This is a genomic window from Sphingomonas sp. NPDC019816, from assembly GCF_050274375.1.
Lineage (GTDB): Bacteria > Pseudomonadota > Alphaproteobacteria > Sphingomonadales > Sphingomonadaceae > Sphingomonas.
In genome coordinates, this window is the sequence record NZ_JBNNOB010000043.1 from 1 (window position 1) to 26,072 (window position 26,072).

Below are 26,072 nucleotides of genomic sequence, written 5' to 3' on the forward strand. Positions count from 1 at the left end.
CCCGGCAGCTGCTCGACCGCCCATTCGATGTCCTGCGGCCAGTGGTTGCGGCCGTTGACGATGATCATGTCCTTGGCGCGACCGACGATGTAGATATAGCCCTTGGACATGTAGCCCATGTCGCCGGTGTCCAGCCAGCCATCGACCAGGCAGGCATCGGTCGCGGCCTGGTCGCGGAAATATCCGACCATGACCGACGGCCCCTTGCACCAGACCTTGCCGATCGCGCCGTCGGGCAGGGGGGTGCCGTCCTCCTCGCGGATCTCGATCACCATGTCGCGCGCGGGCTTGCCGCAATTGACGATGGCGCGGAAGCGCTGCGGGCGATCGGTGCCCTGCGCGCCGCCCGACAACTGGGTTTCTTCGACCAGTTCGACGCGGATGCCCTCGCCCGGGGGCATGATCGACACGGCCAGCGTTGCCTCGGCCAGCCCGTAGGAGGGCAGGAAGGCGGTGGCGGGGAAGCCCGCATCGGCAAAGGCGTCGACGAAGCTCTGCATCACGTCGGGACGGATCATGTCCGCGCCATTGCCCGCGATGCGCCAGCGCGACAGGTCGAAGCGATCCGACGCCTTGGTCTGCGACGAGATGCGGCGCGCGCAGATGTCATAGCCGAACGTCGGCGAATAGCTGACCGAAGTGCCCGGATTGCGGCTGATCATGTCCAGCCACGCGAGCGGACGGCGCGCGAAATCCTCGGTCTTTAGGTAATCGGTCGAAACCTGATTGGCGATCGGCGACAGGAAGCAGCCGACCAGACCCATGTCATGATACCAGGGCAGCCAAGAGATGCAGCGGTCGCTCTCCTGGATCTTCATGCCATGGCTGTGCGCGGCCAGATTGTTAAGCAGCGCATGGTGGGTGATCGCCACGCCATGCGGGAAACGGGTCGAGCCGCTGGAATATTGCAGATAGGCGATCGCGTCCGACTTGGCCTCGGGCAGCGTCGCCTCTGGCGCCTCTCGCTTGGCGAAGCTGTCCCAGTCGATCCCCTCGACGCCCGCGGCCTCGGCGGCGGCACCGGCCATCTGCGCCAGTTCGGGCGGGAAGATCAGCATCTTGGGGTCGCAGCTGGCGAGCTGGACACGCAGCTGTTCGATATAGCTGTCACGCCCGCCGAACGAGGTCGGCAGCGGCAACGGCACCGGCCAGGCACCGGCATAGACCACGCCGAAGAACAAGGCGGCGAATTCCGGCCCCGTCTCGGCGACCAGCGCGATGCGCTCTTCGGGCCGGATGCCGCTGGCGATCAGGCGACGGGCGCAGGCCAACGCGTCCTCGCGCAGTTCGCGGAAAGGGTAGGGGCGGGTCAGTGTGCCGCGCGCGTCATGGAAGTTCAGCCCGCGCGAGCCCGAGGCGGCATAGTCCAGCGCCTCGCCCAGCGTCGCGAAGTCGGCGAAGCGGCGCGGCAGCGCATCTTCGGTCGGCGTCGCGATGATGGCGCGCGCGTCGTCCTGATGGTGCTCGATCGTCATGGCCCTGCCTTCGTTCCTTATGCTTTTGCGCCGCGCCCACCGATCGACGGGACGCGCGAATCCGTATTTGCCGACAAATAGCGGCTTCCCGCGTTCTAAATCCGTGGTCACTGTGGCACAAACAAGGCGTGTCCGCCGAACGTCGCCCGCCCAAACCCCTCGACCCCGCCCTGCTGGAGCGCTTGGCGCTGCGCTATGTCGAGCGGTTCGCGACCACCGAGGGCAAGCTGATCGACTATCTGCGCCGCAAGCTGCGCGAGCGCGGCTGGGCGGGGGAGGGCGCACCCGACCCGCAAGGGCTGGCGGCGAAGATGGTGGAATTGCGCTATATTGACGACCGCGCCTATGCCGAGGCGAAGGCCGCCGCGCTTGCCCGGCGCGGTATGGGCGCGCGCCGGGTGCGTCAGGCGCTGCATGCGGCGCGGATCGGGGACGAGGATAGCGAGGCGGTCGCGCCCCAGGTCGCCGAGGCGGCGCGCGATGCCGCGCTGGCCTTTGCCCGGCGGCGGCGAATCGGGCCGTTCGGGGATGGCGAGACCGACCGCGTCGTGCGGGAAAAGCAGTTCGCGGCGATGATGCGGGCGGGCCACGACATGGCCCTGGCGCGCCGCATCGTGTCGACGGCGCCGGGCGAAATGCTGGACGACGACGAGGGCTGACGGAAAAACAAACGAATTTCTGGCATCGGTCCCAGATCGGACCAGGAAAAATGCGCCGCCTTACGTTGCGACTGCGAGCAATGATGCTAGCAATAGCCTTCAAGGGTGCATGAGATGCTGGAAGATACGCCGAATGAAGGAGGCGGCTTCGAAGGCGAGACGGCGGATAACGCCGTAAGGCTGGCGGGGGTCGTCAAATGGTTCGATGTGACGCGGGGCTTCGGCTTCGCGGTCGCGGACGACCTGACCTATGGGGATGTGCTGCTGCACTTCACCACGCTGCAGGCGCATGGCCGGCGCAGTCTGCCCGAGGGCGCGCGGGTGGAGATGATCGCGGTCGAACGCGGGCGTGGCTATCAGGCGCGCGAAGTCGTCTCGATCGACCTGACCCATGCGGTGCCCGAACAGCCCAAGCGGCCGCGCTCGCCCGACCGGATCGACCCCATCGCGCTGGTCGACCAGGCGGGCGAGGCCGAGGGGGTGGCGGTCAAGTGGTTCAACCGGCTGAAGGGCTATGGCTTCCTGCTGCGCGACAGCGACGGGGCGGACATCTTCGTCCATATGGAAACGCTGCGGCGCGGCGGCATCGTCGAGGTCGAACCCGGCCAGCCGCTGACGGCGCGGATCGTCGAGGGGCCGAAGGGGCCGCTGGCGGTGGCGGTGACGGCGCGAGGGGGGGCATGATTCGCCCTGGGGCATGCGCGGCGCTGGCCATCGCGATCGCGCTGGCGGGATGCTCCGGCGCCGCCACGCAGGAGGCCGGGAGCGCCGAGGCGCGCAAGGCCGCGACTATTCCGGTGACGATCCGCACCGCACAAGGGGCGCATGTCTTCCAGGTGGAGCGGGCCAGGACCGCTGGCGAGCAGGCGCAGGGGCTGATGTACCGCACCGACCTGATGCCCGATGGCGGCATGTTGTTCGCACCCTATCCGCCCGATGGCACCGCGCCGCGCGCGGCGTCCTTCTGGATGAAGAACACGCCGACCGCGCTCGACATCCTCTTCATCCGCGCTGACGGCACGATCGCGCGCATCGCGGAAAACACCGTGCCGTTCAGCGAGGCGCCGGTCCCCTCGGGCGAACCGGTCGCGGCCGTGCTGGAGCTGGTCGGCGGACGTTCGGCCGAGCTCGGCATTTCGGAAGGGGACACCGTCTCCTGGCCGCGCGACGCGGAACGCGGTTGAAGGCTGGCGAGAGCCGGGCTACACGGCGCGTCATGGGCATCAACCTCAATCCCTTCACCTGGTGGAACGGCGCCACCATCGGCACCTGGTTCGGTCTGCGCGGCAAGGCGCAGGTGGGCGAGGATGCGCACGGCAACGTCTATTACGAGGGCGGCAGCGACACCGCCGGGCGTCCGCGCCGCTGGGTCATCTACAAGGGCTCGAACGATGCCAGCCGCGTGCCGGCGGAATGGTTCAGCTGGCTGCATCATCAGGTCGAGGACGTGCCCGACCGTTCGCTGCCGCCGCGTCGCGCCTGGCAGAAGCCGGCCATCCCCAACATGACGGGCACCGCGCTCGCCTATCGTCCGTCAGGCGCGCTGGAAAAGGGTGGCCAGCGTGCCGCCGCGACCGGCGACTATGAAGCCTGGACGCCCGAGGGGTGAACAAGACCCGCTGGCTGGCCGGCGTGGTGCTGGCCGCCGCGCTCGGGGCCGGTGGCTGGTTCGGCTATCAGGCGCTGACCGATGATCGCGCGGCGCGTGGCGACGAATCGACTGTCAGCCAGATCCTGCCCGATCGCCCCGGCGGCGCGTCGGGTATCGAATCGGTCGATGCGGGCCAGGCGGGCCTGCCGACTGGTGGCACGCCGATGGCGGAGCGGGTGGCGGTGGTCGGCCTGCTCAACAAGCGTAACGGCGTTTCGCGCGACCTGACGCTCAAGCCCGGCCAGGCGGTGCGGGTCGGCGACGCGATCGTCCGCTTGCGCGCCTGCGAAAAGACCGCGTCCTGGGAAGCCGAGCAGTTGACCGGCGCCTTCGTCCAGCTGGACGTGCATGGCGCGGACCAGAAGTGGCGGCGTGTCTTTTCAGGCTGGGTGTTCAAGGAACGGCCGGCGCTGAACGTCGTCCAGCATCCGGTCTATGACGTCTGGGCCAAGAGCTGCACGATGTCCTGGCCCGAAACCGGTCCCGACACGGTGCCGGCTGCAGTGCCGGGGCCTGCGCCCAGGCGGTCGAGCGCGCCGAAATCGCCGGGGGCCGAGGCACCGGCGGCGGACGTGCCGGGGCCGACCACGCCCGCCAACGCATCGGACAGCAGCGCGACATAATCGTCGCGCCCGATCTCGACCGCGCCCATGGTGGCGAGGTGCGGCGTCTGGAACTGGCAATCGAGCAGGTTATAGCCGCCCGCGCGCAGCCGCGCGACCAGCCAGACCATCGCCACCTTGGATGCATCGGTGCGGCGGCTGACCATCGATTCGCCGAAAAAGGCGCGGCCCAGACTGAGGCCATAGAGGCCGCCGACCAGCTCGTCGCCGTCCCAACATTCGATCGAATGGGCAAAGCCCATGTCGAACAGGTCGATAAACACCCGCTCGATGGCGTAGTTGATCCAGGTCTCCGGCCGGTCGGCGACGCTTTCGGCGCATAGCCGGATGATCGATTCGAACGCCGTGTCGGCGGTCACGCGGAACCGGTCGGCGGCAACCGTCTTGCGTAGCGAGCGCGACAGATGAAACCCGTCGAGCGGCAGGACGGCGCGCTTGCGCGGCTCCACCCAATAGACGTGATCGGTGTCGCGCGTGTCGGCCATCGGGAACACGCCGACCGCATAGGCCCCCAGGACGAGGTGCGGGGTCAGGCGTTCGATGGCCCCGGTGCTCATCTGTTCGTCAGCCGCCGTTCGACGGTGCGCCACAAATCGCTATAGGCCTGCGCCGCCGCGCTGCGGGGGGCGAAGGCGCCGACGGGGGCGCGGTGCTCGCCCATCGCCTCGACCACGCTCGCCATCGGGATGACGGGCCAGTCGGGCTGGGCGGCGACCGCCTCGGCATGGAGCTTGCGCCGGCGGTCGACCATGACATGGACGGGCAGCAGCGGCACCCGGCCGCGGACATGCGCATCGACCACCTCCAGCGCGCGGGTGGCGAGCGCGGAAGGAACGACCGGCACCACGATCAGGTCGGCGGCGCGCAGCACCTGCTCGGTCGTCTCGGTCAGGCCGGGCGGGCAGTCGAGAATGACGCGGTCATAATCGTCCAGCCCGTCGATCAGCTTGTCGAGCCGCTTCTTCTTGTCGAGCGCGTGGAACAGGAAATCCAGGCCGCGCAGCGAATCATCGGCCCCGATCAGCGACAGGCGGGCGATGTCGGTCTTGCGCACCAGCCGGTCGACGGCGATGTCGCGGGAGAAGATGGCCTGTGCCTGATCACCGCGCGCCGGCCCGCCGAGCAGCCAGGTCGAGGCGGCCTGGGGATCGAGGTCCCATAACAAAGTGCGCCGCGCACAAAGACTTGCCGCGCACCAGGCGAGATTGACCGCCATGCTGGTCTTTCCCACGCCCCCCTTCAGACTGTAAATCGCGATCGCGGCCACGCGGTTCTTCGACCTCCCGGCTTTGCCTCACAAGAAAAAGGCCAGCGGAGATATCCCCGCCGGCCGGTTTTCGATCAAGTCCCTATCGTCCGATATTCGAACGCATGGGGCATTATGGCCTCAGACGTGGCAGGTCTGCGCGGCCTTGTTCGGGGTGGTCAGGGTGATGTTCTTCTCGTCACCCGTCATCTTCCAACCGCCCTCGGCGGTCAGCGGCTCGCCGGCGGCCGGCGCGGTCAGCTTCACCGGGGTGTCGCCCTGCTTCAGGCGGACATTGGCCTGCTTGTCGCCCTGGAAGAAGGTGACGAAGGCCAGGCTCTGGTCCTTGCAGCGGAAGGTCTTGTCGGCCTTGATCGCGGGCGGCAGTTCGACCGGCGCGCGATTGGCGAGGACGTTGGCCATCGGATCGGGATTGGTGTCCACGACCTCGGGCTGGCTGGGCTGGGAATTGCACGCTGCCAGGGCGAGCAGCGGTGCGGCGACAATGAGGGAGAGGGGGCTCTTCATAGCGGGGCGGTGCTTCGCAAATGCAACAACCATGCGTCAAGTCGATAGATGCGATAGCGCTCACGCAGTTGATCGGGTGGGCCTCGCCGCAGGGGCGATGACCGCGCTTGGGGGCGGGCAAGCAAGGCTTTGCTTGCCGTGGCCCGGGGCAGGGGCCATCTAGCGATCATGGATGCGACCCCCGATACCCTGGCCCTGATCGGCAACACCCCGCTCGTCCGGTTGAAAGGGCCGAGCGAGGCCACCGGATGCGATATTTTCGGCAAGTGCGAATTCGCCAATCCGGGGGCGAGTGTGAAGGACCGTGCCGCGCTGTTCATCGTCGAGGATGCCGAAGCACGAGGCGCGCTTCGCCCCGGCGGTACGATCGTCGAGGGGACGGCGGGCAATACCGGCATCGGGCTGGCGCTGGTCGCCAACGCCAAGGGCTATCGCACGATCATCGTGATGCCCGAAACACAGAGCCGCGAGAAGATGGACACGTTGCGCGCGCTGGGGGCCGAGCTGGTGCTGGTGCCGGCCGCGCCCTATTCCAGCCCCTGTCACTTCGTTCACACCTCGCGCCGGATCGCCGAGGAGACGGAGAATGCGATCTGGGCCAACCAGTTCGACAATATCGCCAATCGCCGGGCGCATATCGTGGGCACCGCCGAGGAGATCTGGGACCAGATGCAGGGCCGGATCGACGGCTTCACCTGCGCGGCGGGGACGGGCGGCACCTTCGCGGGCGTCGGCATGGGGCTGAAGGCGCATGACGAGAATGTCGTCATCGCGCTCAGTGATCCGCATGGCGCGGCGCTCTACAATTATTACGCGCATGGCGAATTGAAGGCCGAGGGGTCTTCGGTGGCCGAGGGCATCGGGCAGGGGCGCATCACCGCCAACCTCGACGGCGCGCCGGTCGATGCGCAATTCCGCATCTCCGACGCCGATGGCTGGTACTGGGTACAGCGGCTGTTGAGCGAGGAGGGGCTGTGCCTGGGCCTGTCCTCGGGCATCAATGTCGCGGGCGCGGTGGCGCTGGCACGGTCGTTGGGGCGGGATAAGCGGATCGCAACCATTTTGTGCGATACGGGGTTTCGCTACCTCTCCACGCTGCACGACCCGGCGTGGCGGGCCGAAAAGGGCCTGTAAGCGCGGGCGCTGTTCGCGCCTGGCGGTCGACAGAGGCGCAGGCGCACGATAGTGATACAGCATACCATGAAGTCACCCGACCATCATCACATCATGCAGCGTGTCAAAGTCGGCATGATCGGCCTGGCCGCCGTGATATTGCTGATCGCGCTCGCGAGTACGATCCTGGGCTCGCTGAACCGCGACGAGCCGCCCGCGACGGTGGCGGGCACCGCGCAGTCCAACGTCGTCGCCGACATGGCCGCGACCAACAGCAGCGCCGCGAGCAACGAACCGCTCGCCGAACTGGGCGTCGCACCGGCGCCGGTCAACACCCAGACACCGGCGGAACCGTCGGCGGACGCCGCAGGCCAATAGGATTCGCATGTCCCGCTTCGCTCGGTCGGCAGGTCCGAATCGGGCACGATTCGGATTCGCGTGCCGGTGGCCGCTATGCGCGATGCGAATTAACCATGCCTGCAATCGCTTCGGATGACCTTGGCACGGTTCGGGGAAATTCGGGGAAACCGTACCGCAAGCCTGGATTTCCGCGCTTTTTGAGCGACTGATGGGAAACCCGTTTCCCGTTGGTCGCCCAGCCGTTCGTCGCATATAGCCCGGATTAGGGCACGTTTCCCCGCTTATCCCCAAAAATCCCGTTGCTTCCCGCTAACGCGAAGGGTAAATCCTTTCCCAACAGAGGGGCAGGCTCACTGTTGTCGAAAGATGGTCGGATCGCGGCGATGGTCGTGGTTCGAGGCAGTGAGGCCGTGCGCGCCATGTGCGAGGTTGGCGTGTCCGATAGAGGTTTGTATCAGGGAAGTGGCATTGGCCTTGTCGATGACAAGGGTCGCGTCGCCATCCCTAACGCCCTTCGCTCCACCCTGGCGCAGAACGCGCCGCGCCCCGACGGAAAGGATGGCGGGACCATCATCATCGCCGTCCACGAAACCGAACGCTGTCTGATCGCTTATGACCCGGGTTATGTCGCGGTGCTGAAAAAGGAATTGGACGCACGGACCGAGATGTCGCGTGGTCCCGATGGCCGGATCGATTACAATATCAAGCGCGATCTGGCGAATGGCGAAGCCGTGCCCTTCGACGGTTCGGGCCGTTTCATCATGCCGGGCTTTCCCCGATTCCATGCCGGCATCACCGCGCACGCCTTTTTCTGGGGCACGTTCGACTATATCGAAATCTGGGACCCCAAGACGCTGGTCGAGACGCCGGGCCTGCCCGCCAAGATGATCTCCGCCGCGCGCTTCCACTGCCATGAAAAGGGGATCGCGCTGTGAGCCCCGCCGTAAACGACGCCCCGCACATCCCCGTCCTGCTCGACGAGGTCCTCGACGCGCTCGCCATCCTGCCCGGCGAGACGCATGTCGACGGCACGTTCGGGGCGGGGGGCTATACCCGCGCGATGCTGGGGCGGGGGGCGAAGGTCATCGCCTTCGACCGCGATCCCGATGCCATCGCGGGCGGTCAGGCGCTGGTTCAGGCCGAGCCGCGCCTGACCTTGGTGCACCGCGAGTTCTCCGGGCTGGATCACGCGCTCGACGCGCGCGTTGACGGTGTGGTGCTGGATATCGGGGTGTCCTCGATGCAACTCGACCAGGCGGAGCGCGGCTTTTCCTTCCAGGGTGATGGCCCGCTCGACATGCGCATGGCGCAAGAGGGCGAGTCGGCGGCGGACTTCCTCAATACCGCCGACGAAGCCGCGATCGCCGATGTCCTCTACCATTATGGCGAGGAGCCGCGCTCGCGCCGCGTGGCGCAGGCGATCGTCGCGGCCCGCCCGTTGACCCGCACCGGCGAGCTCGCCGCCGTGGTGCGCCGCGCGCTTGGTTATCGCCCGCATGACAAGAAGGACCCGGCGACGCGGACCTTCCAGGCGATCCGCATCCATGTGAACCGCGAGCTGGACGAACTGGCCGAAGGGCTGGCGGCGGCCGAGCGCGCGTTGAAGCCGGGTGGCCGATTGGCGATCGTGACCTTCCACAGTCTGGAAGACCGGATGGTCAAGCGCTTCTTCCGCGAGCGTGCCGGTCAGTTGCCGGGCGGGTCGCGCCATCTGCCGCAGCAGGCGGCGGCGCAGGCCCCCAGTTTCACCGCGGTCGGCAAGGCCGTGCGGGCAGGCGCCGCCGAGCTGGCGCGCAATCCGCGCGCGCGTTCGGCCACGCTGCGTTTCGCGACGCGAACGGAATACCCCGCCTGGTCGGCGGGGCAGGGATGGGCGCCGGGGGGCGAGTTGACTCAGGAGTTGGGCGTATGACGGCGGCGTATCGGTTGAAGGGGATAGGGTGGTTCGGGAGCTGCGTGGCGGTCGTCCTGGGCTTCTACCTGGTCTCGCTCCAGGTCGCGGCGGAGCGCAAGAAGCTCGACGACGTCAACGCGCGCATCCGCACCGCCGAGCGCGATATCCGCGCGCTGGAGACCGAGTTCGACACCCGTGCCAACCTGGCGCAACTGGAAAAGTGGAACGGCGACACGCTGGCCCTGACCGCACCGATCGCGGGCCAGTTCGTCGGGGACGAGACGCAGCTCGCCTCGCTCGACGTGACGCGTGGTCCTGCCGGCGGCGCGATCCAGACCGCCGCCCTTCTCGTCCCCTCGCAGCCGCAGCCGGTCGAGCCGCTGCCCGTTCCCGCCGCCCAGCCCAACATCCAGACGATCGCGCCCGCCCCCGTCGTCAAGCTGGCCAAGGTCGACCTGCCCAAGCCGCAGGTGGTCAAGGCCGTGTCCGAGCGGATCGTGACCGCCAAGGTCGGCAAGCCCGCGCCGATCGCGCAGGTGCGCACCGCCGCCGCCGTCGCCAAGGTGCGGCCGCAGGCGGTGGCGATGCTCGACCGCCAGCTGCTGTCCGACACGACGCTGGGTGACATCCTGAAGGGGGCCAAGTCCGAATCGCGGCGGCAGCGTTGAGCGTTCTCGTCGCGCGTCCCTCCACCAGCCAACGTACCGCCGGCCAGCGCCATGCGCTGGTCGCGACGACGCATATGCGGCTGATGATGCTGATGATGCTGTTCGGCGCGGCCGTGCTGGTCGTGATCGGGCGGCTGACCCTGCTCGCCATCTTCGCCGGGCCCGCCGATGCGGCGCAGCGCACCGCGACGCTGGCCGCGCGGGGCGACATCGTCGACCGCAACGGATCGCCGCTGGCCCGCACCATCGACAGCTGGACGATCGCGGTCCACCCCAAGAAGCTGATCGGCGATCCGATGGAGATCGCCGCGCGCCTCGCCGCGCTGATGCCCGATCGGGGTGACCAGGCGTGGTTCTACAACCAGATCACCCGCAAGGCCAATTTCGTCTATCTGCAGCGTCGCGCCAGCCCGACGCTGGTCGAACAGGTCAACGCGATCGGCGAGCCGGGCATCGTCTTCGACCGCGAGACGCAGCGTCTCTATCCGCAATCGACGCTGGCCGCGCATGCGCTGGGCTTTTTGTCGACCGATGGCCACGGCATGAGCGGCATGGAGCGCGTGCTCGACGAACGGCTGCTGAACCCGGCGCAGGCGGGCCAGCCCGTCGCCCTGTCGATCGACACGCGCGTCCAGGCGGCGATGGAGAGCGAGCTGGGCCGCGCGATGAACACCTTCCATGCGCGCGCCGGTGGCGGCATCGTGCTGGACGTCCATACCGGCGAGATCGTGGCGATGGTGTCGATGCCGACCTTCAACCCCAACCGGGTCGGCATGGCGGGGACCGAGGAACTGCGCAACATCACGACGCAGAGCGTGTTCGAGCTGGGTTCGACCTTCAAGCCGATCACCATGGCCACCGCGATCGAGAATGGCGTCGTCACCTCGATGCAGCGCCGCTTCGACGCGACCCATCCGCTCAAGGTCGGCGGCTATACCATCCATGACGAGGCGGGCGATCCGAAGCGCTGGCTGAACATGGCCGAGACTCTGATCTATTCGTCCAACATCGCCACCGCGCGCATCGCCGACGAGATCGGGCCGCAGCGGATGCAGGCGATGTTCAAGAAGCTGGGCTTCGACACCAAGCCCGATATCGAGCTGCGCGAAAAGGGCCGGCCGCTGCTGCCGACCTATTGGGCGCGGACGACGACGATGACGACCGCCTATGGGCACGGCATCGCGGTGACGCCGCTGCATCTCGCCTCGGCCTATGCGACGCTGGTCAATGGCGGCATCTGGCGCCCGGCCACGCTGATGAAGGTCGCGCCTGGCCATGCGCCGCAGGGCCGCCGCGTGATCAGCGAGGCGACCAGTTTCAAGATGCGCCAGATGTTGCGCCTGATCGTGATGCGCGGCACGGGTCGCAAGGGCGATGCGCCGGGCTACCGCGTGGGTGGCAAGACGGGTACGGCCGAGGCGGCGGTGGCGGGCGGCTATGACCGGTCGCGCAACGTCGCCACCTTCGCGGCGGCTTTCCCGATGGACCAGCCGCGCTATGTGGTGGTGGCGATGCTCGACTCGCCACAGGGTACGAAGGAGACGTTCGGGTGGAAGACCGCGGCCTGGAACGCAGCGCCCGTCGTCGGCCGCACGATCACGCGGGTCGGCGCGATGCTGGGCGTCGTGCCGGATGCGAACAAGGACATCGACGTGTCCGACATTCTGCCGACCTTGTGGCAGGACCCGACCCGGCCGCCGGTCGATGGCCGATAAGGGCGATGGCATGAAACTGAACCAACTGGATGACGGCATTTCGGGCGAGGGCGGCGACGCCCTCGTCACCGGTTTCGCGATCGACCATCGCAAGGTCGCCCCCGGCACCATCTTCGGCGCCTTTCAGGGCGCACGGGTGAATGGCGAGGACTTCATCGCCGATGCGGTGCGCAGCGGCGCGATCGCGGTCGTGGCGCGGCCCGGCGTGACGGTCGAGGGCGTGGTGCATATCGCGTCGGACGAACCCCGCGCCGCCTTCGCGCAATTGGCCGCCGCCTTCTTCGCGCCGTTCCCGGCCACGGCGGTGGCGGTGACCGGCACCAACGGCAAGACCTCGACCGTCGAGATGACGCGCCAGCTGTGGCGCATGGCGGGCCATCACGCCGCCTCGATCGGCACGCTGGGCGTCACCACCGCCGACGAGCGGACCTATACCGGGCTGACCACCCCCGATGTCGTCACCTTCCTATCCAACGTCGCTGGCCTCGCGCGCGAAGGCGTGACCCATCTGGCGTTCGAGGCGTCGAGCCATGGCCTGACCCAATATCGCACCGAGGGGCTGGAGGTGTCGGCGGCGGCCTTCACCAATTTGTCGCGCGATCACCTCGACTATCATGGCGACATGGGCGCCTATCTGGCAGCCAAGATGCGGCTGTTCTCCGAGGTGCTGTCGCCCACCGGCACAGCGGTCGTCTGGGCCGATGACGTCCAGAGCGGCCGGGTGATCGATCTGGCGCGCGCGCGTGGCAACAATCTGATCACGGTCGGCACGCGCGGATCGACGCTGAAGCTGGTCGAGCGGCATCCGACCCTGCTCGGCCAGGGCCTGGTGATCGAGGACGAGCATGGCACGACCCACAAGGTCCAGCTGCCGCTGATCGGCGCCTATCAGGCGGCCAATGCGCTCGTGTCGGCCGGACTGGTGCTGGCGACGGGCGGCGATGTCGCGACGACGCTGGCCAATCTCGCCCGGTTGCAGCCGGTACGCGGCCGGCTGGAGCGGGCCGCCATCGCGCGCAGCGGTGCACCGGTCTATGTCGACTACGCCCATACGCCCGATGCGTTGGAGGCCGCCATCGCGGCGCTCAAACCCCATGCGGGCGGGCGGTTGATCGTGGCGTTCGGCGCGGGCGGCGACCGCGATCCGGGCAAGCGCGAGGCTATGGGCCAGGTTGCCTCGATGCAGGCGGACCGGGTGATCGTCACCGACGACAATCCGCGTACCGAGGACCCCGCCGCGATCCGTGCGCAGGTGATGCGCGGCGCGACCGGCGCGATCGAGATCGGCGACCGCCGCGCCGCCATCGCCGCCGCCATCGCCGAGGCGGGTGAGCAGGACATCGTCCTGATCGCGGGCAAGGGGCATGAGCAGGGCCAGATCGTCGGCGATCTCGTCCTGCCCTTCGACGATGTCGCGGTAGCGCGCGAGTGCGCGGTATGACCGCGACGCTCGACACGCCCGCGATCGAACCGGTCGAGCCGCCGGTCGTCGTGGTGAACGACGTCACGCCGGTAGCCGCGCCGGCCGTCGCCCAGCCGGTCGAGCGGCCCCGGCGCAAATTGTCGCTGCATTACGGCGCGCGTCCCGGAGAACGGCCATGAACCTGTGGACCGCCGATGAGATCGCGGCCGCGACCGGGGGACAGGCAGCAGGTGCGTTCGCGGTGACGGGCGTCGCGTTCGACAGCCGCGAGGTCGGACCGGGCGACCTGTTCGTCGCGCTGCTGGGCGAGGCGACCGATGGCCACCGCTTCCTCGACCAGGCCTTTGCGCAAGGCGCGGCGGGTGCGCTGGTCAGTGCCGATACCGCCCACCCGCACGTCCAAGTCGCCGACAGCTTCCGCGCGCTGGAGGATCTGGGCCGCGCCTCACGGGCGCGGACCGAGGCGACGATCATCGGCGTCACCGGATCGGTCGGCAAGACCAGCGCCAAGGAAGCGCTCTACGCCGCGCTTGAACGCGGCTGGCAGGGGCGGGTGCACCGGTCGGTCAAGAGCTACAACAACCATACGGGCGTGCCGCTCAGCCTGGCGCGGATGCCGCGTGACGTGCGCGCCGGCGTGTTCGAGATGGGGATGAACCATGCCGGCGAACTGTCCACGCTGACCGCGATAGTGCGCCCGCACATCGCGATCGTCACCGCCATCGCGCCCGCGCATACCGAGTTCTTTGCCGATGAATCCGCCATCGCCGACGCCAAGGGCGAGATTTTTCGGGGGTTGGAACCGGGCGGCACCGCGATCATCCCCTATGACAGCCCGCATCGCGACCGGCTGATCGCGGCGGCTAAGCCCTATGCCGCGCGGATCGTGACCTTCGGCTTCGATCCCGCCGCCGACGTCCATGCGGTGGAGGCGATGCGCGGCCCCAATGGCGGCAGCTTCGTCACCGCGCGGATCGGCGAGCGCGAATTGAACTTCACCTTGTCGCAGCCGGGCCGGCATTGGGTGTCCAATGCGCTGGCGGTGCTGGCTGCGGTCGATGCGGCGGGCGGCGATCTGGGCTTGGCGGGCCTTGCGCTCGCCGAACTGGGCGGGCTGGCGGGGCGCGGCGCGCGGTTCCGGGCCGGCAACGGCGCGCTGATCATCGACGAAAGCTACAACGCCAACCCCGCCTCGATGCGCGCCACGCTGGCGGTGCTGGCCGAGGAGCCGGGGCGGCACGTCGCGGTGCTGGGCGAGATGCGCGAACTGGGCGACGACTCGGCCGAGTATCACGCCGGGCTCGCCGAGCCGATCCTGGCCGCCCGCGTCGAAAAGGCGCTGCTCGTCGGCGAATCGATGGCACCGCTGGCCGCCGCGCTTGAGGGGCGGGTCGATTTCGTCCATGTGACCGACGCAAAGGCCGCGCACGCTGCGCTGGCCTCGATCATCGCGCCCGATGACGTGGTGCTGATCAAGGGGTCCAACGGAGTCGGGCTGGCGCGTGTCGTCGCCGCTCTGGGCCAGGAATCTCGACGGGGCGGGGCGCAAGGATAATGCTGTACTGGATCGCGGAGCATCTCGGGTTTCCGGGCCTTCTCAACCTCATCCGCTATCTGTCCTTCCGTTCGGGCGCGGCGATCGCGACCGCGTTGTTCATCGGCCTGATCATCGGTCCGCGCTTCATCGGCTGGCTGCGCGTCCGCCAGGGCAAGGGGCAGCCGATCCGCGCCGACGGACCGCAGACGCACCTCGCCAAGCGCGGCACGCCGACCATGGGCGGCCTGATGATCCTGACCAGCATGGCGATGTCGATCCTGTTATGGATGGACCTGAGCAATCCCTTCGTCTGGGCGTGCCTGTTCGTGACGCTGGGCTTCGGCGCGATCGGCTTCCTTGACGATTATGACAAGGTCCGCAAAGCCTCGACCGCCGGTGTGTCGGGCAAGACCCGGCTGTTGCTCGAATTCCTGATCGCGGGCATCGCGGCGTGGATCATCATGGGGCAGAACGGCACGCCGCTCTATCTGCCCTTCACCACGCGCATGTATATCGATCTGGGCATCTTCTACCCCGTGTTCGCCGCCTTCACGATCGTGGCGTTCGGCAATGCGGTGAACCTGACGGACGGTCTGGACGGTCTGGCGACCATGCCGGTCATCATCGCCAGCGTGGCGTTCCTGGTCATCGTCTATCTGGTCGGCAACGTGAAGTTCGCCGATTACCTCGGCATTCCGCATGTCCCGCGCGCCGGTGAACTCGCCATCTTCTGCGGCGCGGTGATCGGCGCGGGTCTCGCCTTCCTCTGGTTCAATGCGCCGCCGGCGGCGGTGTTCATGGGCGATACGGGCAGCCTGGCACTGGGCGGCGCGCTCGGCACCATCGCGGTCGTCGCGCATCACGAGATCGTGCTGGGCATCATCGGCGGCCTGTTCGTCGTCGAGGCGCTGTCGGTGATCATCCAGGTGTTCTTCTACAAGCGGACCGGCAAGCGCGTGTTCCGCATGGCCCCGATCCACCATCATTTCGAACAGCTCGGCTGGTCGGAGCCGACGGTGGTGATCCGCTTCTGGATCATCGCGCTGGTGCTGATGCTGGCGGGCCTGTCGACGTTGAAGCTGCGATGATCGTCTCCAGCGACTGGGCGGGCAAGACTTTCGCGGTGCTGGGGCTGGCGCGCTCCGGCGCCGCGACCGTTTCTGGGTTGTTGGCGGGCGGGGCGAAGGTTGTGGCGTGGGATAGCGATCGGGCGAGGCGCGAGGCGATCCTCCCCGGCACGGGGAGGGGGACCAGCGAAGCTGGTGGAGGGGGCGTGCTGCTGTGCGACTCCCTTGCCGAAGCCCCCCTCCACCACCAGCCTGCGGCTGGCGGTCCCCCTCCCCGTGCCGGGGAGGATCTGTTGATGGTCGACCTCGAAACCATCGACCTGTCGGGCTTCGACGCACTGGTCGTGTCGCCGGGCGTGCCGCTCAACAGCCACCCGCTGGCCGCAGTCGCGCGCGCTGCTGGGGTGCCTGTCATCGGCGACATCGAACTTTTCGCCCAAGCCCGCGCGGACCTGCCGCCGCATAAGGTCGTCGGCATTACCGGCACCAACGGCAAGTCGACCACCACCGCGTTGGTCCACCATATCCTGAAGACGGCGGGCGTCCCGACGCTGATGGGCGGCAATATCGGCCTGCCTATCCTGGGGCAGGCGCCGCTTCCCGAGGGCGGGGTCTATGTGCTGGAACTGTCCAGCTATCAGATCGACCTGACGACCAGCCTCGATTGCGACGTGGCGGTGCTGCTCAACATCACGCCCGATCATCTCGACCGCTATGACGGCTTTGCGGGCTATGCTGCCTCCAAGGCGCGATTGTTCGCGATGCAGTCGGCGGGGCATGTCGCGGTGGTCGGCACGGCCGACGAGGCCTCCGCCAATATCGCGCAAGGGCTGGCGGGACGCACCGACGACCTTGTGAGGATCGCGCCGGACACGGTGATCGACCAGCGCCGCTGGCCGGCGCTGCAAGGGCCGCATAATGCCCAGAACGCGCAGGCCGCGATCGCGGTGGCGCGGGCGCTGGGGATCGATGAGGCTGCGATCGAGGCCGGACTGGCCGGCTATGCCAGCCTGCCGCACCGGATGCAGTATGTCGTGACGCGGAACGGCGTGGCTTTCGTCAACGACTCCAAGGCGACCAACCCCGAGTCCACCGCGCCTGCGCTGGCGGCCTTCCCCCGCGTCCACTGGATCGTCGGCGGCAAGCGCAAGGGTGACGACCTGGACGCCTGCGCCGCGCATCTGGATCATGTCGTCGCGGCCTATACGATTGGTGAAGCCGCGCCGTTGTTCTTCGACCTGTTGAAGGACAAGGTCCCGGTGGTCGAGCAGTCGGGCACGCTGGAGGCCGCCGTCGCGCATGCCGCCGCCGCCGCGCAGCCGGGGGACACGGTCCTCCTGTCGCCGGCCTGCGCCAGCTTCGACCAGTTTCGCGATTATGAAGCGCGGGGCGATGCCTTCCGCGCCGCCGTGGAGGCGCTGGCATGACCGATCGCACACCCAAGGCGCCGCGCCCCGGCCTGATCGGATCGATGAAGGGACGCGGTGGGCGCGGCGACCGCTCGCCGCTGGGCACCTGGTTCTGGGACATCGACCGGGTGCTGCTGCTGCTCACCCTGTTCCTGATCGCGATCGGCCTGATCGCGGTCGCCGCCGCCAGCCCTGCGACCGCGATGCGCTATTCGGGCGAGCATCGGAAGTTCACGCCGCTCTATTATTTCTGGCGACAGGTGATGTGGGTCGGCGTGTCGCTACCCGTGCTGTTCGGCGTGTCGATGCTGCCGGTCGTCACCGCGCGGCGCATGGCGGTGCTGGGCACCGGCGTGCTGATTGCGATCCTGGCGGTCACGCCCTTTATCGGGGTGGAGATCAACGGCGCGCGGCGCTGGATCGGCGTAGGCATCGCGCAGTTCCAGCCGTCCGAATTCCTGAAGCCGATGTTCATCGTGACGACCGCCTGGCTGTTGTCGCTGAAGGCCAAGGAGCGCGATCTGCCCGCCACGCTCATTACCATGGGGATGACCGGGCTGGTCGCGGGGCTGTTGATGCTGCAACCCGATTTCGGGCAGACGATCGTCTTCTGTCTGGTCTGGGTCGCGCTGCTGATGATCTCGGGCACGCCGATGCGCGTGATGCTGGCAATCGGGTCGCTGGCGCCGATCGGGCTGGTCATGGCCTATATGTTCTATGGCGTGGCGCGCAGCCGCATCAACGCCTTCCTCTTTCCCGACGTCGATGGCGAGGGTGCGGCGGACCATTTCCAGGTCAATGCCGCGCACAATACGCTGACCGCCGGGGGCTGGACCGGCACCGGGCCGGGCGGGGGGGCGGCCAAGTTCGGCCTGCCGGAGGCGCATACCGACTATATCTATTCGGTGATCGGCGAGGAGTTCGGGCTGATCGCCTGCGCCATCATCGCGCTCGTCTTTCTGGCGATCGTGGTTCGCGTCTTCGTGAAGCTGCTTGACGAACAGGACGAGTTCAAGCTCTACGCCGCCTCCGGGTTGGCCGTACAGTTCGGCGCGCAGGCGCTGATCTCGATGGCGGTGAATACGGGGCTTGCCCCGTCCAAGGGGATGACCCTGCCGTTCATCAGCTATGGCGGCTCGTCGATGATCGCGCTGTCGATCGGGATGGGGTTGTTGCTGGCGTTCACCCGGCGCAATCCGTTCCTGACGCGCAGCCCCTATGTAGTCAGGTGGAGCGGGCAATGAGCCGTCACTTCGTCCTCGCCGCCGGGGGAACCGGCGGCCATATGGTCCCTGCCGCGGCCCTTGCGGCCGAGCTGACCCGACGCGGCCACCGCGTGGCGTTGGTGTCGGATGCGCGCGGCGTGCGCTTTCCGGGGCTGTTCGAGGATATCCAGACGCATGTCCTGCCCGCCGGTCGCTTTTCGGGCGGGCCGGTCGGCTGGGCCAAGGCGCTGCGCGAGATGTGGCACGGCCGGGCGATGGCGCGCGAACTGTACAAGACCTTCCGTCCGGCGGCGGTGATCGGCTTTGGCGGCTATCCGGCGATGCCCGCGCTGCTGGCGGCGTTCGCGGAAGACATCCCGACCGCGATCCATGAGCAGAACGCGGTGCTGGGCCGCGTCAACCGGCTGGTCGCGGGCAAGGTCGACGCGATCGCCTTGTCCTATGAGGATACGCAGCGGCTGAGCGCCAAACATGCCGACAAGACCCGGCTGATCGGCAATCCGGTGCGCGACCAGGTCTTGGCGCTTCGCTCGCGACCCTATCCGCTGCTGGAGGAGGACGGCATCTTCCGCGTCCTCGTCACCGGCGGCAGCCAGGGGGCGAGCATATTGTCGCAGGTGGTGCCCGATGGCCTCGCCATGCTGCCCGTCACCTTCCGGCGGCGGTTGCAGGTCACGCATCAGGCGCGGATCGAGGATATAGACGCGGTGCGGGCCAAGTACGCCGAGCATGAGATTCCGGCCGAACTCGCCACCTATCTGCCCGACCTGCCCGAACAGCTCGCCTGGGCGCATCTGGTGATTGCGCGTGCGGGGGCCTCGACGCTAGCCGAGCTGACGGTCGCGGGTCGCCCGGCGATCCTGGTGCCGCTGCCCAGCGCCACCGACGACCACCAGACGGTGAACGCGCGCGAGATGACCAAGGCGGGCGGTGCGCGCACCATCGCGCAGGGTGACTTCACGCCCGTAGAACTGGCGAAGCAGATGCAGAAGCTGGGCCTCGATCCGGCGGCGCTGGAGAATGCGGCGGGCCGCGCCCGCGCCTGCGGGCGGCCGGAAGCGGCGAGCGACCTTGCCGATCTGGTCGAAAGCCTCGACGCGCCGCGCATGGTCTTGCCGGTGGGCAAATCGCAAGGGACACGGAATTTGGCGGGAGCAGGCGCATGAAGGGCGTCGCCACGGATATCGGCACGATCCACTTCGTCGGCATCGGCGGCATCGGCATGTCGGGCATTGCCGAGGTGATGAAGAATCTCGGCTACCGGGTGCAGGGCTCCGACGTGGCCGAGGGCTATGTGGTGCAGGGCCTGCGGGACAAGGGCATTCCGGTCGCCATCGGCCATGCGGCGGACAATCTGGGCGATGCAGCCGTCGTCGTGACCTCGACCGCGATCACCCGCTCCAACCCCGAAGTCGAAGCCGCGCTGGAGCGCCGCATCCCCGTGGTGCGCCGCGCCGAGATGCTGGCCGAGCTGATGCGGTTGAAGTCCACCGTCGCGGTCGCGGGCACGCATGGCAAGACGACGACGACTTCGATGGTCGCGGCACTTCTGGATGCCGGGGGTGTCGACCCCACCGTCATCAATGGCGGCATCATCAACAGCTATGGCTCGAACGCGCGACTGGGCGCCAGCGACTGGATGGTCGTCGAGGCGGACGAGAGCGACGGCAGCTTCCTGCGGCTCGACGGCACGATCGCGGTCGTCACCAATATCGATCCCGAGCATCTCGACCATTACGGCTCGTTCGACCGGGTGAAGGACGCGTTCGTCGAGTTTGTCGAGAATGCACCTTTCTATGGCGCGGCGCTGCTGTGCCTCGACCACCCGGAGGTGCAGAACATCCTGCCGCGCGTCCGGGACCGCCGCGTCGTGACCTATGGCTTCTCGGCGCAGGCGGATGTGCGCGGCGTCAACGTCACGCCGATCCCTGGCGGCAACCGGTTCGAGGCGATCATCCGCCACCGCGACGGCTCCAGCCGCTCGATCGAGGGGATCGAGATGCCCATGCCCGGCCGCCACAATGTCCAGAACGCGCTGGCCGCGATCGGGGTGGCGCTGGAACTGGGCATCGACGACGCGACGATCCAGCAGGGCTTCGGCCAGTTCGGCGGCGTGAAGCGGCGCTTCACCAAGGTCGGCGAGATCACGGTCGATGGCGGCACGGCGACCGTGATTGACGATTACGGCCATCACCCGGTCGAAATCCGAGCCGTGCTGGCCGCCGCGCGCGAAGGCGCGCGCGGCCGCGTGATCGCGGTGGTCCAGCCGCATCGCTTCACCCGGCTGGGCAATCTGATGGAGGAGTTCCAGACCGCCTTTAACGATGCCGACCGCGTGTTGGTAACGCCGGTCTATGCGGCGGGCGAGCAACCGATCGAGGGTGTGGACGCCTCCGCGCTGGTCGAGGGATTGAAGCGGCGCGGGCATCGCTCGACCGCCACCGTCGCCGACGCCGATGCGCTGGCCGAGGAACTGGTGGGCTCGATCCGCGCCGACGACATGATCGTCTGCCTGGGCGCGGGCGACATCACCAAATGGGCGGCGGGGCTGGCGAGCGCCATCGAGGCGCGCCGATGAATCTGCCCGACACCGCTGGCCGATTGACGCAGGACGCGCCGCTGGCGCCGCTCGTGTGGTTCAAGGCGGGCGGACCGGCCGAATATCTGCTGGAGCCGAAGGACGTGGACGATCTGTCGGCGTTCCTGCGCGGCCTTGGGGGCGACGTGCCCGTCATGGCACTGGGCCTCGGTTCCAACCTGATCGTGCGCGACGGCGGTGTGCCGGGCGTCGTGATCCGTCTAGGCAAGCCGTTCAGCTATGCGCGGGCAGGGGAGGGGCACGTCGTCACCTGCGGCGGTGGCACGTCGGGCATCCTCGTGTCGTCCAATGCGCGCGATGCCGGGATCGGGGGGCTGGAATTCCTGCGCTCGATTCCCGGCACGGTCGGCGGCTTCGTGCGGATGAATGGTGGGGCCTATGGCCGCGAGGTTGCCGATGTGCTGGTCTCCGCCACGGTCGTTCGCCGCGACGGCACGGTCGAGACACTAGGCGTCTCCGATCTGGACTATACCTATCGCCATTCCAACCTGACCGACGGGACGGTGGTGGTCGAAGCGACCTTCCGGGGCCACGCCGCCGAACCCGCCGACATCCAGGCCGAGATGGACCGCATCGCCGCCGCGCGCGAAGCGTCGCAGCCGCTGCGCTCCAAGACCGGCGGGTCGACTTTCAAGAACCCCGACGGGCACAAGGCCTGGGCGCTGGTCGATGCGGCGGGGTGTCGCGGACTGACGCTCGGCGAGGCGCAGGTGTCGGAGAAGCACTGCAACTTCCTCCTCAACCTCGGCAGCGCCACGGCGGCGGAAATCGAGGCACTGGGCGAGGACGTGCGCGCCAGGGTAAAGGCGCAGTCGGGGGTCACCCTCGAATGGGAAATTCAACGAGTAGGAATCGCGAAGTGACCAATCCTATCCATATCGCGGTTCTGATGGGCGGCTGGTCGGCGGAGCGGCCGGTGTCGCTGATGTCCGGCGCGGGCGTTGCCGATGCGTTGGAGCGGAACGGCCACCGCGTCACCCGGATCGACATGGACCGCGACCTGGCGGCGAAACTGGTCGAGGCCAGGCCCGACATCGTCTTCAACGCGCTGCACGGCTCGCCCGGCGAGGACGGCACGGTGCAGGGGATGCTCGACCTGATGGGCATTGCGTACACCCATTCGGGTCTCGCCACCTCGGTCATCGCGATCGACAAGGTACTGACCAAGCAGGCGCTAGTGCCCCACGGTATCCCCATGCCCGGCGGCCGCATCGTCAAGTCGGAGGACCTCTACACCGCCGATCCGCTGCCGCGCCCGTACGTGTTGAAGCCGGTGAACGAAGGCTCCTCGGTCGGTGTCGCGATCGTCACTGACACCAGCAACCATGGCAGCCCGATCGCGCGCGACGCGGCCGGTCCCTGGGCCGAGTTCGACGAATTGCTCGCCGAACCCTATATCCGGGGCCGCGAGTTGACCACCGCCGTGCTGGGCAACCGCGCGCTGGGCGTGACCGAATTGAAGCCCAAGAACGGCTGGTACGATTTCGACGCCAAGTACACCGATGGCCTCACCGAGCATGTCTGCCCTGCGCAGATCCCCGACGACATCGCTGAGGCGTGCAAGTCCCTCGCGCTCGAAGCGCACCGCATCCTGGGCTGTCGCGGGGCCTCGCGCTCCGACTTCCGCTGGGATGACGAGCGCGGCGTCGACGGGCTGTTCCTCCTGGAGGTCAACACCCAGCCGGGCATGACGCCACTCAGCCTGGTGCCCGAACAGGGTCGCCATGTCGGGATGGATTATGACGCGGTGGTGCAGGCGATCGTCGACGAGGCGCTGGCCTGGTACAGGGATCGGGCGGGATGAGCCGCACGATCAAGCGGGGCCCGCCGCCCCGCCGGCCGGCACCGCGCCGGCGCCAGCCGGTCAAGCGCGCGACGCTGACCGAGCGGTTGCTGGCGAAGCTGCCGGTCAGCGAGGAGACGATCAAGAAAGCCGTCACCTGGACCATATTGGGCGGTGCGGGCGCGGCGGTACTGGCGCTCGCGACCTATGTCGGCGTGCCCGGCATGATCGGCACCGCCATCGCCGAACAGGCGGGGCAGGCGGGTTTTCGTGTCCAGCAGATCGAGGTGACCGGCCTGAAGCGCATGGACCGGATGACCGTCTATGCCGTCGCGCTCGACCAGCAGAGCCGGGCGATGCCGCTCGTCGATCTGGGCGAGGTGCGCGACAAGCTGCTGCGTTATGGCTGGATCAAGGACGCGCATGTCTCGCGGCGGCTGCCCGACACGCTGCTGGTCGATATCGATGAGCGCAGCCCGGCGGCGGTGTGGCAGGACAATGGCCAGCTGACCCTGATCGACGCGAGCGGCGTATTGCTGGAGCCGGTGCGGGCCGAGGCGATGCCCGACCTGCCGCTGATCATCGGGCCGGGCGCCAACCTTCAGGAGCCGGCCTATCAGGCGCTGCTGTCCGCCGCGCCCGCGCTGAAGCCCCGCGTGAAGGCGGCGACCTGGATCGGCAATCGTCGCTGGGACCTGACCTTCGACAGCGGCGAGACGCTGGCCCTGCCCGAAGACGGCGCGGCGGCCGCGTTGATGAAGTTCGCGGCGATGGACGGATCGCGGCCGTTGTTGGGGCGCGGCTGGCTGCGCTTCGACATGCGCGATCCCGCAAAGCTGGTTGCGCGCAAGCCCGGTTTGAATCAGAATCACGCGCTGGCCGATCCGGCCAAGGCCGGGGGCACGGCCGGCGATACCGCACCCGGCAATGGGGCGGAGGCGGAGGCGGCGACCGCCGAAGGGGCATCACAGGGGTAGCACGGTCATGGCAAAGATTGCACCCGAAGGGTTGATCACCGCGCTGGACATCGGGTCGTCCAAGGTCTCCGCGTTGATCGCGCGCAAGGGCGATGGCGGCGAGCTGATCGTGCTGGGCACCGGCCAGCGTGAAAGCCGGGGCGTCAAGCGCGGTTATATCGCCGATATGGGCGCGACCGAGGCGGCGGTGCGCGAGGCGGTCGAACAGGCCGAGCGCATCGCCGGCATCAATATCGAGAATGTCTGGGTCGGCTTTTCGGCGGGTGGCCTCGTCTCCGACGTGGCCGAGGTCGAGTTCGAGCTGGGCGGCCACCGGGTGGAGCAGGGCGACATCGACGCACTGTTGGCGGCCGGGCGCAACTCGATCGATCCGCAGGGGCGCATGGTGCTGCACGCGCAGCCCGCGCTCTACACGCTCGACGGGCTGACGGGCGTGAAGAAACCGCTGGGCCTCCATGCGGACCGGCTTGGCGTGCATATCCATGTCGTCGCCGCCGATGGCTCGCCGGTGCGCAACCTCGATCTGTGCGTCCGCTCGGCGCATCTGGAAGTGAAGTCGATCATCGCCGCGCCGGTGGCGACGGGGCTGGCCTGCCTGTCCGACGAGGAGCGCGAACTGGGCGTGGCGCTGGTCGAGATGGGGGCGGGGATCACCAACGTCTCGCTGTTCGCAGGAGGGATGCTGGTCGGCCTGTGCTCGCTGCCGATGGGCGCGGCGGACATCACCGACGATGTCGCGTCTGCGTTCGGCACCCGGCGGCAGATGGCCGAGCGGATGAAGTGCTTCCACGGCTCGGCCAATGCCTCCCCGCGCGACAATCACGACATGATCCAGGTGACGCCGATCTCCGCCGAAGATGGCGGTGATACGATGCAGATCACCAAGGCGCAGTTGATCGGCGTGATCCGCCAGCGGCTGGAGCATCAGATGGGTGAGATCCGTAAGGCGCTGCAACAGTTGAAGTTCGAGGGCCCGGTGGGGCGCCAGGTCGTGCTGACCGGCGGCGGCGCCGAGCTGAAGGGGATCGCCGACTATGCGCAGCAGGCGCTGGGCCGTTCGGTGCGGATCGGCCGGCCGCGCGGGTTGACCGGCCTGCCCGATGCGCATGGCGGACCGGCGTTCGCGACGCTAGCGGGGCTGGCCTTCTACGCCACGACGGACCCGATCGACCTGCGCAGCATCGCGCCAACCAACCAGACGGTGCACCGGCCGAGCGGCATGGGGCTGTTCCGGCGGCTGATTCAGGCGGCGAAGGCAAATTATTAAGCAAAACCGGCATAGGCTGCGCAGTTTTGGGTTGGCACCGGGCCGTTCGCTGGTGCACTAACGTTTATTCAGGGGCCTGGTCTTAGCGTATCGACCGGGAACGGCGGAGTAGAATTGGGATGAGCATCGAATTCATCGCACCCGAGGTCGACGAACTGACGCCGCGCATCGCGGTGATCGGTGTCGGCGGTGCCGGCGGCAACGCGATCGCGAACATGATGCGCGCCGAGGTACAGGGCGTGGATTTCCTCGTCGCCAATACCGACGCGCAGGCGCTGAAGCAGTCGATCGCGCCGCAGCGTATCCAGCTGGGCGCCAAGATCACGCAAGGGCTCGGCGCGGGCAGCCGTCCCGAAATCGGCCGTGCGGCGGCCGAGGAGACGATCGAGGATCTGTCGAAGCTGCTCGAGGGCAGCCACATGTGCTTCATCGCCGCCGGCATGGGTGGCGGCACGGGCACCGGTGCGGCCCCGGTCATCGCCAAGGCGGCGCGTGACATGGGCATCCTGACCGTCGGCGTCGTGACCAAGCCCTTCGCGTTCGAGGGCAATCGTCGCGCCAAGTCGGCCGATGGCGGCATCGAGGAACTGCAGAAGTACGTCGATACGCTCATCGTCATCCCGAACCAGAATCTGTTTCTGATCGCCAATGCCAACACCACCTTCAAGGAAGCGTTCGCGATGGCGGACGAGGTGCTGCAGCAGGGCGTGCGCGGCATCACCGACCTGATGGTCATGCCGGGCCTCATCAACCTCGACTTCGCCGACGTCCGCTCGGTGATGCAGGAGATGGGCAAGGCGATGATGGGCACCGGTGAAGGCACTGGTGATAGTGGAGGGAGTGGGGTGGTGG

Annotated in this window: 27 protein-coding genes and 1 pseudogene; 24 read left to right on the plus strand and 4 right to left on the minus strand. The window is 68.0% G+C overall.

Annotated elements, in window-relative coordinates; genetic code table 11:
- A partial coding sequence (locus ACQKJZ_RS08485) for a fatty acyl-AMP ligase (RefSeq protein ID WP_427730739.1) occupies positions 1–1,475 on the minus strand: 1,475 nt, incomplete at its 3' end.
- Positions 1,476–1,603: 128 nt separating this feature from the next.
- Between ACQKJZ_RS08485 and ACQKJZ_RS08490 the strand changes: the two genes are divergently transcribed.
- From ACQKJZ_RS08490 to ACQKJZ_RS08510, 5 genes and pseudogenes are all read left to right on the plus strand, one after another.
- Positions 1,604–2,134 (plus strand): RecX family transcriptional regulator, encoded by a 531-nt coding sequence (locus ACQKJZ_RS08490; RefSeq protein WP_427730740.1) that lies wholly within the window; start codon positions 1,604–1,606, stop codon positions 2,132–2,134.
- Positions 2,135–2,248: 114 nt separating this feature from the next.
- Positions 2,249–2,818, plus strand: coding sequence for a cold-shock protein (locus ACQKJZ_RS08495; protein ID WP_427730741.1), 570 nt, complete (start codon positions 2,249–2,251; stop codon positions 2,816–2,818).
- Positions 2,815–3,318: a DUF192 domain-containing protein gene (locus tag ACQKJZ_RS08500; RefSeq protein WP_427730743.1), complete on the plus strand. Its 504-nt coding sequence runs from the start codon at positions 2,815–2,817 to the stop codon at positions 3,316–3,318. The genes ACQKJZ_RS08495 and ACQKJZ_RS08500 overlap by 4 nt, the downstream gene beginning before the upstream one ends.
- Before the next feature lie 32 nt (positions 3,319–3,350).
- Positions 3,351–3,743: an NADH:ubiquinone oxidoreductase subunit NDUFA12 gene (locus tag ACQKJZ_RS08505; RefSeq protein ID WP_183951738.1), complete on the plus strand. Its 393-nt coding sequence runs from the start codon at positions 3,351–3,353 to the stop codon at positions 3,741–3,743.
- Between the two features lie 206 nt (positions 3,744–3,949).
- A pseudogene (locus ACQKJZ_RS08510) lies at positions 3,950–4,183 on the plus strand (DUF2155 domain-containing protein); the annotation flags it as partial.
- A gap of 35 nt (positions 4,184–4,218) precedes the next feature.
- Here ACQKJZ_RS08510 and aat read toward each other — a convergent pair.
- The 3 genes from aat to ACQKJZ_RS08525 form a co-directional block, all read right to left on the minus strand.
- Entirely contained in the window at positions 4,219–4,965 is a 747-nt protein-coding gene (gene aat / locus ACQKJZ_RS08515; RefSeq protein WP_427730744.1) for a leucyl/phenylalanyl-tRNA--protein transferase, read from the minus strand.
- Positions 4,962–5,675, minus strand: coding sequence for a ParA family protein (locus ACQKJZ_RS08520; protein ID WP_427730745.1), 714 nt, complete (start codon positions 5,673–5,675; stop codon positions 4,962–4,964). Before ACQKJZ_RS08520 ends, aat begins: the two co-directional genes overlap by 4 nt.
- 120 nt (positions 5,676–5,795) lie before the next feature.
- Positions 5,796–6,182: a hypothetical protein gene (locus ACQKJZ_RS08525; protein ID WP_312490744.1), complete on the minus strand. Its 387-nt coding sequence runs from the start codon at positions 6,180–6,182 to the stop codon at positions 5,796–5,798.
- 168 nt (positions 6,183–6,350) lie between these two features.
- Between ACQKJZ_RS08525 and ACQKJZ_RS08530 the strand changes: the two genes are divergently transcribed.
- From ACQKJZ_RS08530 to ftsZ, 19 genes are all read left to right on the plus strand, one after another.
- Positions 6,351–7,316 carry a cysteine synthase A gene (locus tag ACQKJZ_RS08530; protein ID WP_312490743.1) on the plus strand — a complete coding sequence of 322 codons (966 nt, stop codon included), beginning with the start codon at positions 6,351–6,353 and terminating at the stop codon, positions 7,314–7,316.
- 66 nt (positions 7,317–7,382) lie between these two features.
- Positions 7,383–7,673, plus strand: a complete 291-nt coding sequence (locus tag ACQKJZ_RS08535; protein WP_427730746.1) for a hypothetical protein — start codon at positions 7,383–7,385, stop codon at positions 7,671–7,673.
- A gap of 416 nt (positions 7,674–8,089) precedes the next feature.
- Complete coding sequence (locus ACQKJZ_RS08540; RefSeq protein WP_312490741.1) at positions 8,090–8,590, plus strand: division/cell wall cluster transcriptional repressor MraZ; 501 nt, start codon at positions 8,090–8,092, stop codon at positions 8,588–8,590.
- On the plus strand, positions 8,587–9,567 hold the full coding sequence (rsmH, locus tag ACQKJZ_RS08545; protein WP_427730747.1) for a 16S rRNA (cytosine(1402)-N(4))-methyltransferase RsmH: 981 nt from the start codon (positions 8,587–8,589) through the stop codon (positions 9,565–9,567). The genes ACQKJZ_RS08540 and rsmH overlap by 4 nt, the downstream gene beginning before the upstream one ends.
- Positions 9,564–10,217: a hypothetical protein gene (locus ACQKJZ_RS08550; protein WP_427730748.1), complete on the plus strand. Its 654-nt coding sequence runs from the start codon at positions 9,564–9,566 to the stop codon at positions 10,215–10,217. The genes rsmH and ACQKJZ_RS08550 overlap by 4 nt, the downstream gene beginning before the upstream one ends.
- The gene (locus ACQKJZ_RS08555; RefSeq protein WP_427730749.1) at positions 10,214–11,932 is read left to right on the plus strand and encodes a peptidoglycan D,D-transpeptidase FtsI family protein; all 1,719 of its coding nucleotides are present in this window, start codon (positions 10,214–10,216) and stop codon (positions 11,930–11,932) included. The genes ACQKJZ_RS08550 and ACQKJZ_RS08555 overlap by 4 nt, the downstream gene beginning before the upstream one ends.
- Before the next feature lie 10 nt (positions 11,933–11,942).
- Positions 11,943–13,373 carry a UDP-N-acetylmuramoyl-L-alanyl-D-glutamate--2,6-diaminopimelate ligase gene (locus ACQKJZ_RS08560; RefSeq protein ID WP_427730750.1) on the plus strand — a complete coding sequence of 477 codons (1,431 nt, stop codon included), beginning with the start codon at positions 11,943–11,945 and terminating at the stop codon, positions 13,371–13,373.
- Positions 13,361–13,534, plus strand: coding sequence for a hypothetical protein (locus tag ACQKJZ_RS08565; protein WP_427730751.1), 174 nt, complete (start codon positions 13,361–13,363; stop codon positions 13,532–13,534). Before ACQKJZ_RS08560 ends, ACQKJZ_RS08565 begins: the two co-directional genes overlap by 13 nt.
- Complete coding sequence (locus ACQKJZ_RS08570) at positions 13,531–14,910, plus strand: UDP-N-acetylmuramoyl-tripeptide--D-alanyl-D-alanine ligase (protein ID WP_427730752.1); 1,380 nt, start codon at positions 13,531–13,533, stop codon at positions 14,908–14,910. Before ACQKJZ_RS08565 ends, ACQKJZ_RS08570 begins: the two co-directional genes overlap by 4 nt.
- Positions 14,910–15,980, plus strand: coding sequence for a phospho-N-acetylmuramoyl-pentapeptide-transferase (gene mraY, locus ACQKJZ_RS08575; protein WP_427730753.1), 1,071 nt, complete (start codon positions 14,910–14,912; stop codon positions 15,978–15,980). The genes ACQKJZ_RS08570 and mraY overlap by 1 nt, the downstream gene beginning before the upstream one ends.
- On the plus strand, positions 15,977–17,386 hold the full coding sequence (murD, locus tag ACQKJZ_RS08580) for a UDP-N-acetylmuramoyl-L-alanine--D-glutamate ligase (RefSeq protein ID WP_427730754.1): 1,410 nt from the start codon (positions 15,977–15,979) through the stop codon (positions 17,384–17,386). Before mraY ends, murD begins: the two co-directional genes overlap by 4 nt.
- Positions 17,383–18,612, plus strand: a complete 1,230-nt coding sequence (locus tag ACQKJZ_RS08585) for a peptidoglycan glycosyltransferase FtsW (RefSeq protein WP_427730755.1) — start codon at positions 17,383–17,385, stop codon at positions 18,610–18,612. The genes murD and ACQKJZ_RS08585 overlap by 4 nt, the downstream gene beginning before the upstream one ends.
- Entirely contained in the window at positions 18,609–19,760 is a 1,152-nt protein-coding gene (gene murG / locus ACQKJZ_RS08590; protein WP_427730756.1) for an undecaprenyldiphospho-muramoylpentapeptide beta-N-acetylglucosaminyltransferase, read from the plus strand. The genes ACQKJZ_RS08585 and murG overlap by 4 nt, the downstream gene beginning before the upstream one ends.
- Positions 19,757–21,172 carry a UDP-N-acetylmuramate--L-alanine ligase gene (murC, locus tag ACQKJZ_RS08595; RefSeq protein WP_427730757.1) on the plus strand — a complete coding sequence of 472 codons (1,416 nt, stop codon included), beginning with the start codon at positions 19,757–19,759 and terminating at the stop codon, positions 21,170–21,172. Before murG ends, murC begins: the two co-directional genes overlap by 4 nt.
- Complete coding sequence (murB, locus tag ACQKJZ_RS08600) at positions 21,169–22,056, plus strand: UDP-N-acetylmuramate dehydrogenase (protein ID WP_427730758.1); 888 nt, start codon at positions 21,169–21,171, stop codon at positions 22,054–22,056. The genes murC and murB overlap by 4 nt, the downstream gene beginning before the upstream one ends.
- Positions 22,053–22,997 (plus strand): D-alanine--D-alanine ligase, encoded by a 945-nt coding sequence (locus ACQKJZ_RS08605; protein WP_427730759.1) that lies wholly within the window; start codon positions 22,053–22,055, stop codon positions 22,995–22,997. Before murB ends, ACQKJZ_RS08605 begins: the two co-directional genes overlap by 4 nt.
- Positions 22,994–23,953: a cell division protein FtsQ/DivIB gene (locus tag ACQKJZ_RS08610; RefSeq protein WP_427730760.1), complete on the plus strand. Its 960-nt coding sequence runs from the start codon at positions 22,994–22,996 to the stop codon at positions 23,951–23,953. Before ACQKJZ_RS08605 ends, ACQKJZ_RS08610 begins: the two co-directional genes overlap by 4 nt.
- Positions 23,954–23,960: 7 nt before the next feature.
- On the plus strand, positions 23,961–25,220 hold the full coding sequence (gene ftsA, locus ACQKJZ_RS08615; protein ID WP_427730761.1) for a cell division protein FtsA: 1,260 nt from the start codon (positions 23,961–23,963) through the stop codon (positions 25,218–25,220).
- Between the two features lie 119 nt (positions 25,221–25,339).
- Positions 25,340–26,072 (plus strand): cell division protein FtsZ (gene ftsZ / locus ACQKJZ_RS08620; protein ID WP_427730762.1); only part of this gene is annotated, 733 nt, incomplete at its 3' end.

Excerpts from the sequence above, each read along its gene's own strand:
- ACQKJZ_RS08495 (WP_427730741.1), top strand. The coding sequence starts at position 2,249 with ATGCTGGAAGATACGCCGAATGAAGGAGGCGGCTTCGAAGGCGAGACG.
- ACQKJZ_RS08500 (WP_427730743.1), top strand. The coding sequence starts at position 2,815 with ATGATTCGCCCTGGGGCATGCGCGGCGCTGGCCATCGCGATCGCGCTG.
- ACQKJZ_RS08505 (WP_183951738.1), top strand. The coding sequence starts at position 3,351 with ATGGGCATCAACCTCAATCCCTTCACCTGGTGGAACGGCGCCACCATC.
- aat (WP_427730744.1), bottom strand. The coding sequence starts at position 4,965 with ATGAGCACCGGGGCCATCGAACGCCTGACCCCGCACCTCGTCCTGGGG.
- ACQKJZ_RS08525 (WP_312490744.1), bottom strand. The coding sequence starts at position 6,182 with ATGAAGAGCCCCCTCTCCCTCATTGTCGCCGCACCGCTGCTCGCCCTG.
- ACQKJZ_RS08530 (WP_312490743.1), top strand. The coding sequence starts at position 6,351 with ATGGATGCGACCCCCGATACCCTGGCCCTGATCGGCAACACCCCGCTC.
- ACQKJZ_RS08535 (WP_427730746.1), top strand. The coding sequence starts at position 7,383 with ATGAAGTCACCCGACCATCATCACATCATGCAGCGTGTCAAAGTCGGC.
- ACQKJZ_RS08550 (WP_427730748.1), top strand. The coding sequence starts at position 9,564 with ATGACGGCGGCGTATCGGTTGAAGGGGATAGGGTGGTTCGGGAGCTGC.
- ACQKJZ_RS08560 (WP_427730750.1), top strand. The coding sequence starts at position 11,943 with ATGAAACTGAACCAACTGGATGACGGCATTTCGGGCGAGGGCGGCGAC.
- ACQKJZ_RS08570 (WP_427730752.1), top strand. The coding sequence starts at position 13,531 with ATGAACCTGTGGACCGCCGATGAGATCGCGGCCGCGACCGGGGGACAG.
- mraY (WP_427730753.1), top strand. The coding sequence starts at position 14,910 with ATGCTGTACTGGATCGCGGAGCATCTCGGGTTTCCGGGCCTTCTCAAC.
- murD (WP_427730754.1), top strand. The coding sequence starts at position 15,977 with ATGATCGTCTCCAGCGACTGGGCGGGCAAGACTTTCGCGGTGCTGGGG.
- ACQKJZ_RS08585 (WP_427730755.1), top strand. The coding sequence starts at position 17,383 with ATGACCGATCGCACACCCAAGGCGCCGCGCCCCGGCCTGATCGGATCG.
- murG (WP_427730756.1), top strand. The coding sequence starts at position 18,609 with ATGAGCCGTCACTTCGTCCTCGCCGCCGGGGGAACCGGCGGCCATATG.
- murC (WP_427730757.1), top strand. The coding sequence starts at position 19,757 with ATGAAGGGCGTCGCCACGGATATCGGCACGATCCACTTCGTCGGCATC.
- murB (WP_427730758.1), top strand. The coding sequence starts at position 21,169 with ATGAATCTGCCCGACACCGCTGGCCGATTGACGCAGGACGCGCCGCTG.
- ACQKJZ_RS08610 (WP_427730760.1), top strand. The coding sequence starts at position 22,994 with ATGAGCCGCACGATCAAGCGGGGCCCGCCGCCCCGCCGGCCGGCACCG.
- ftsA (WP_427730761.1), top strand. The coding sequence starts at position 23,961 with ATGGCAAAGATTGCACCCGAAGGGTTGATCACCGCGCTGGACATCGGG.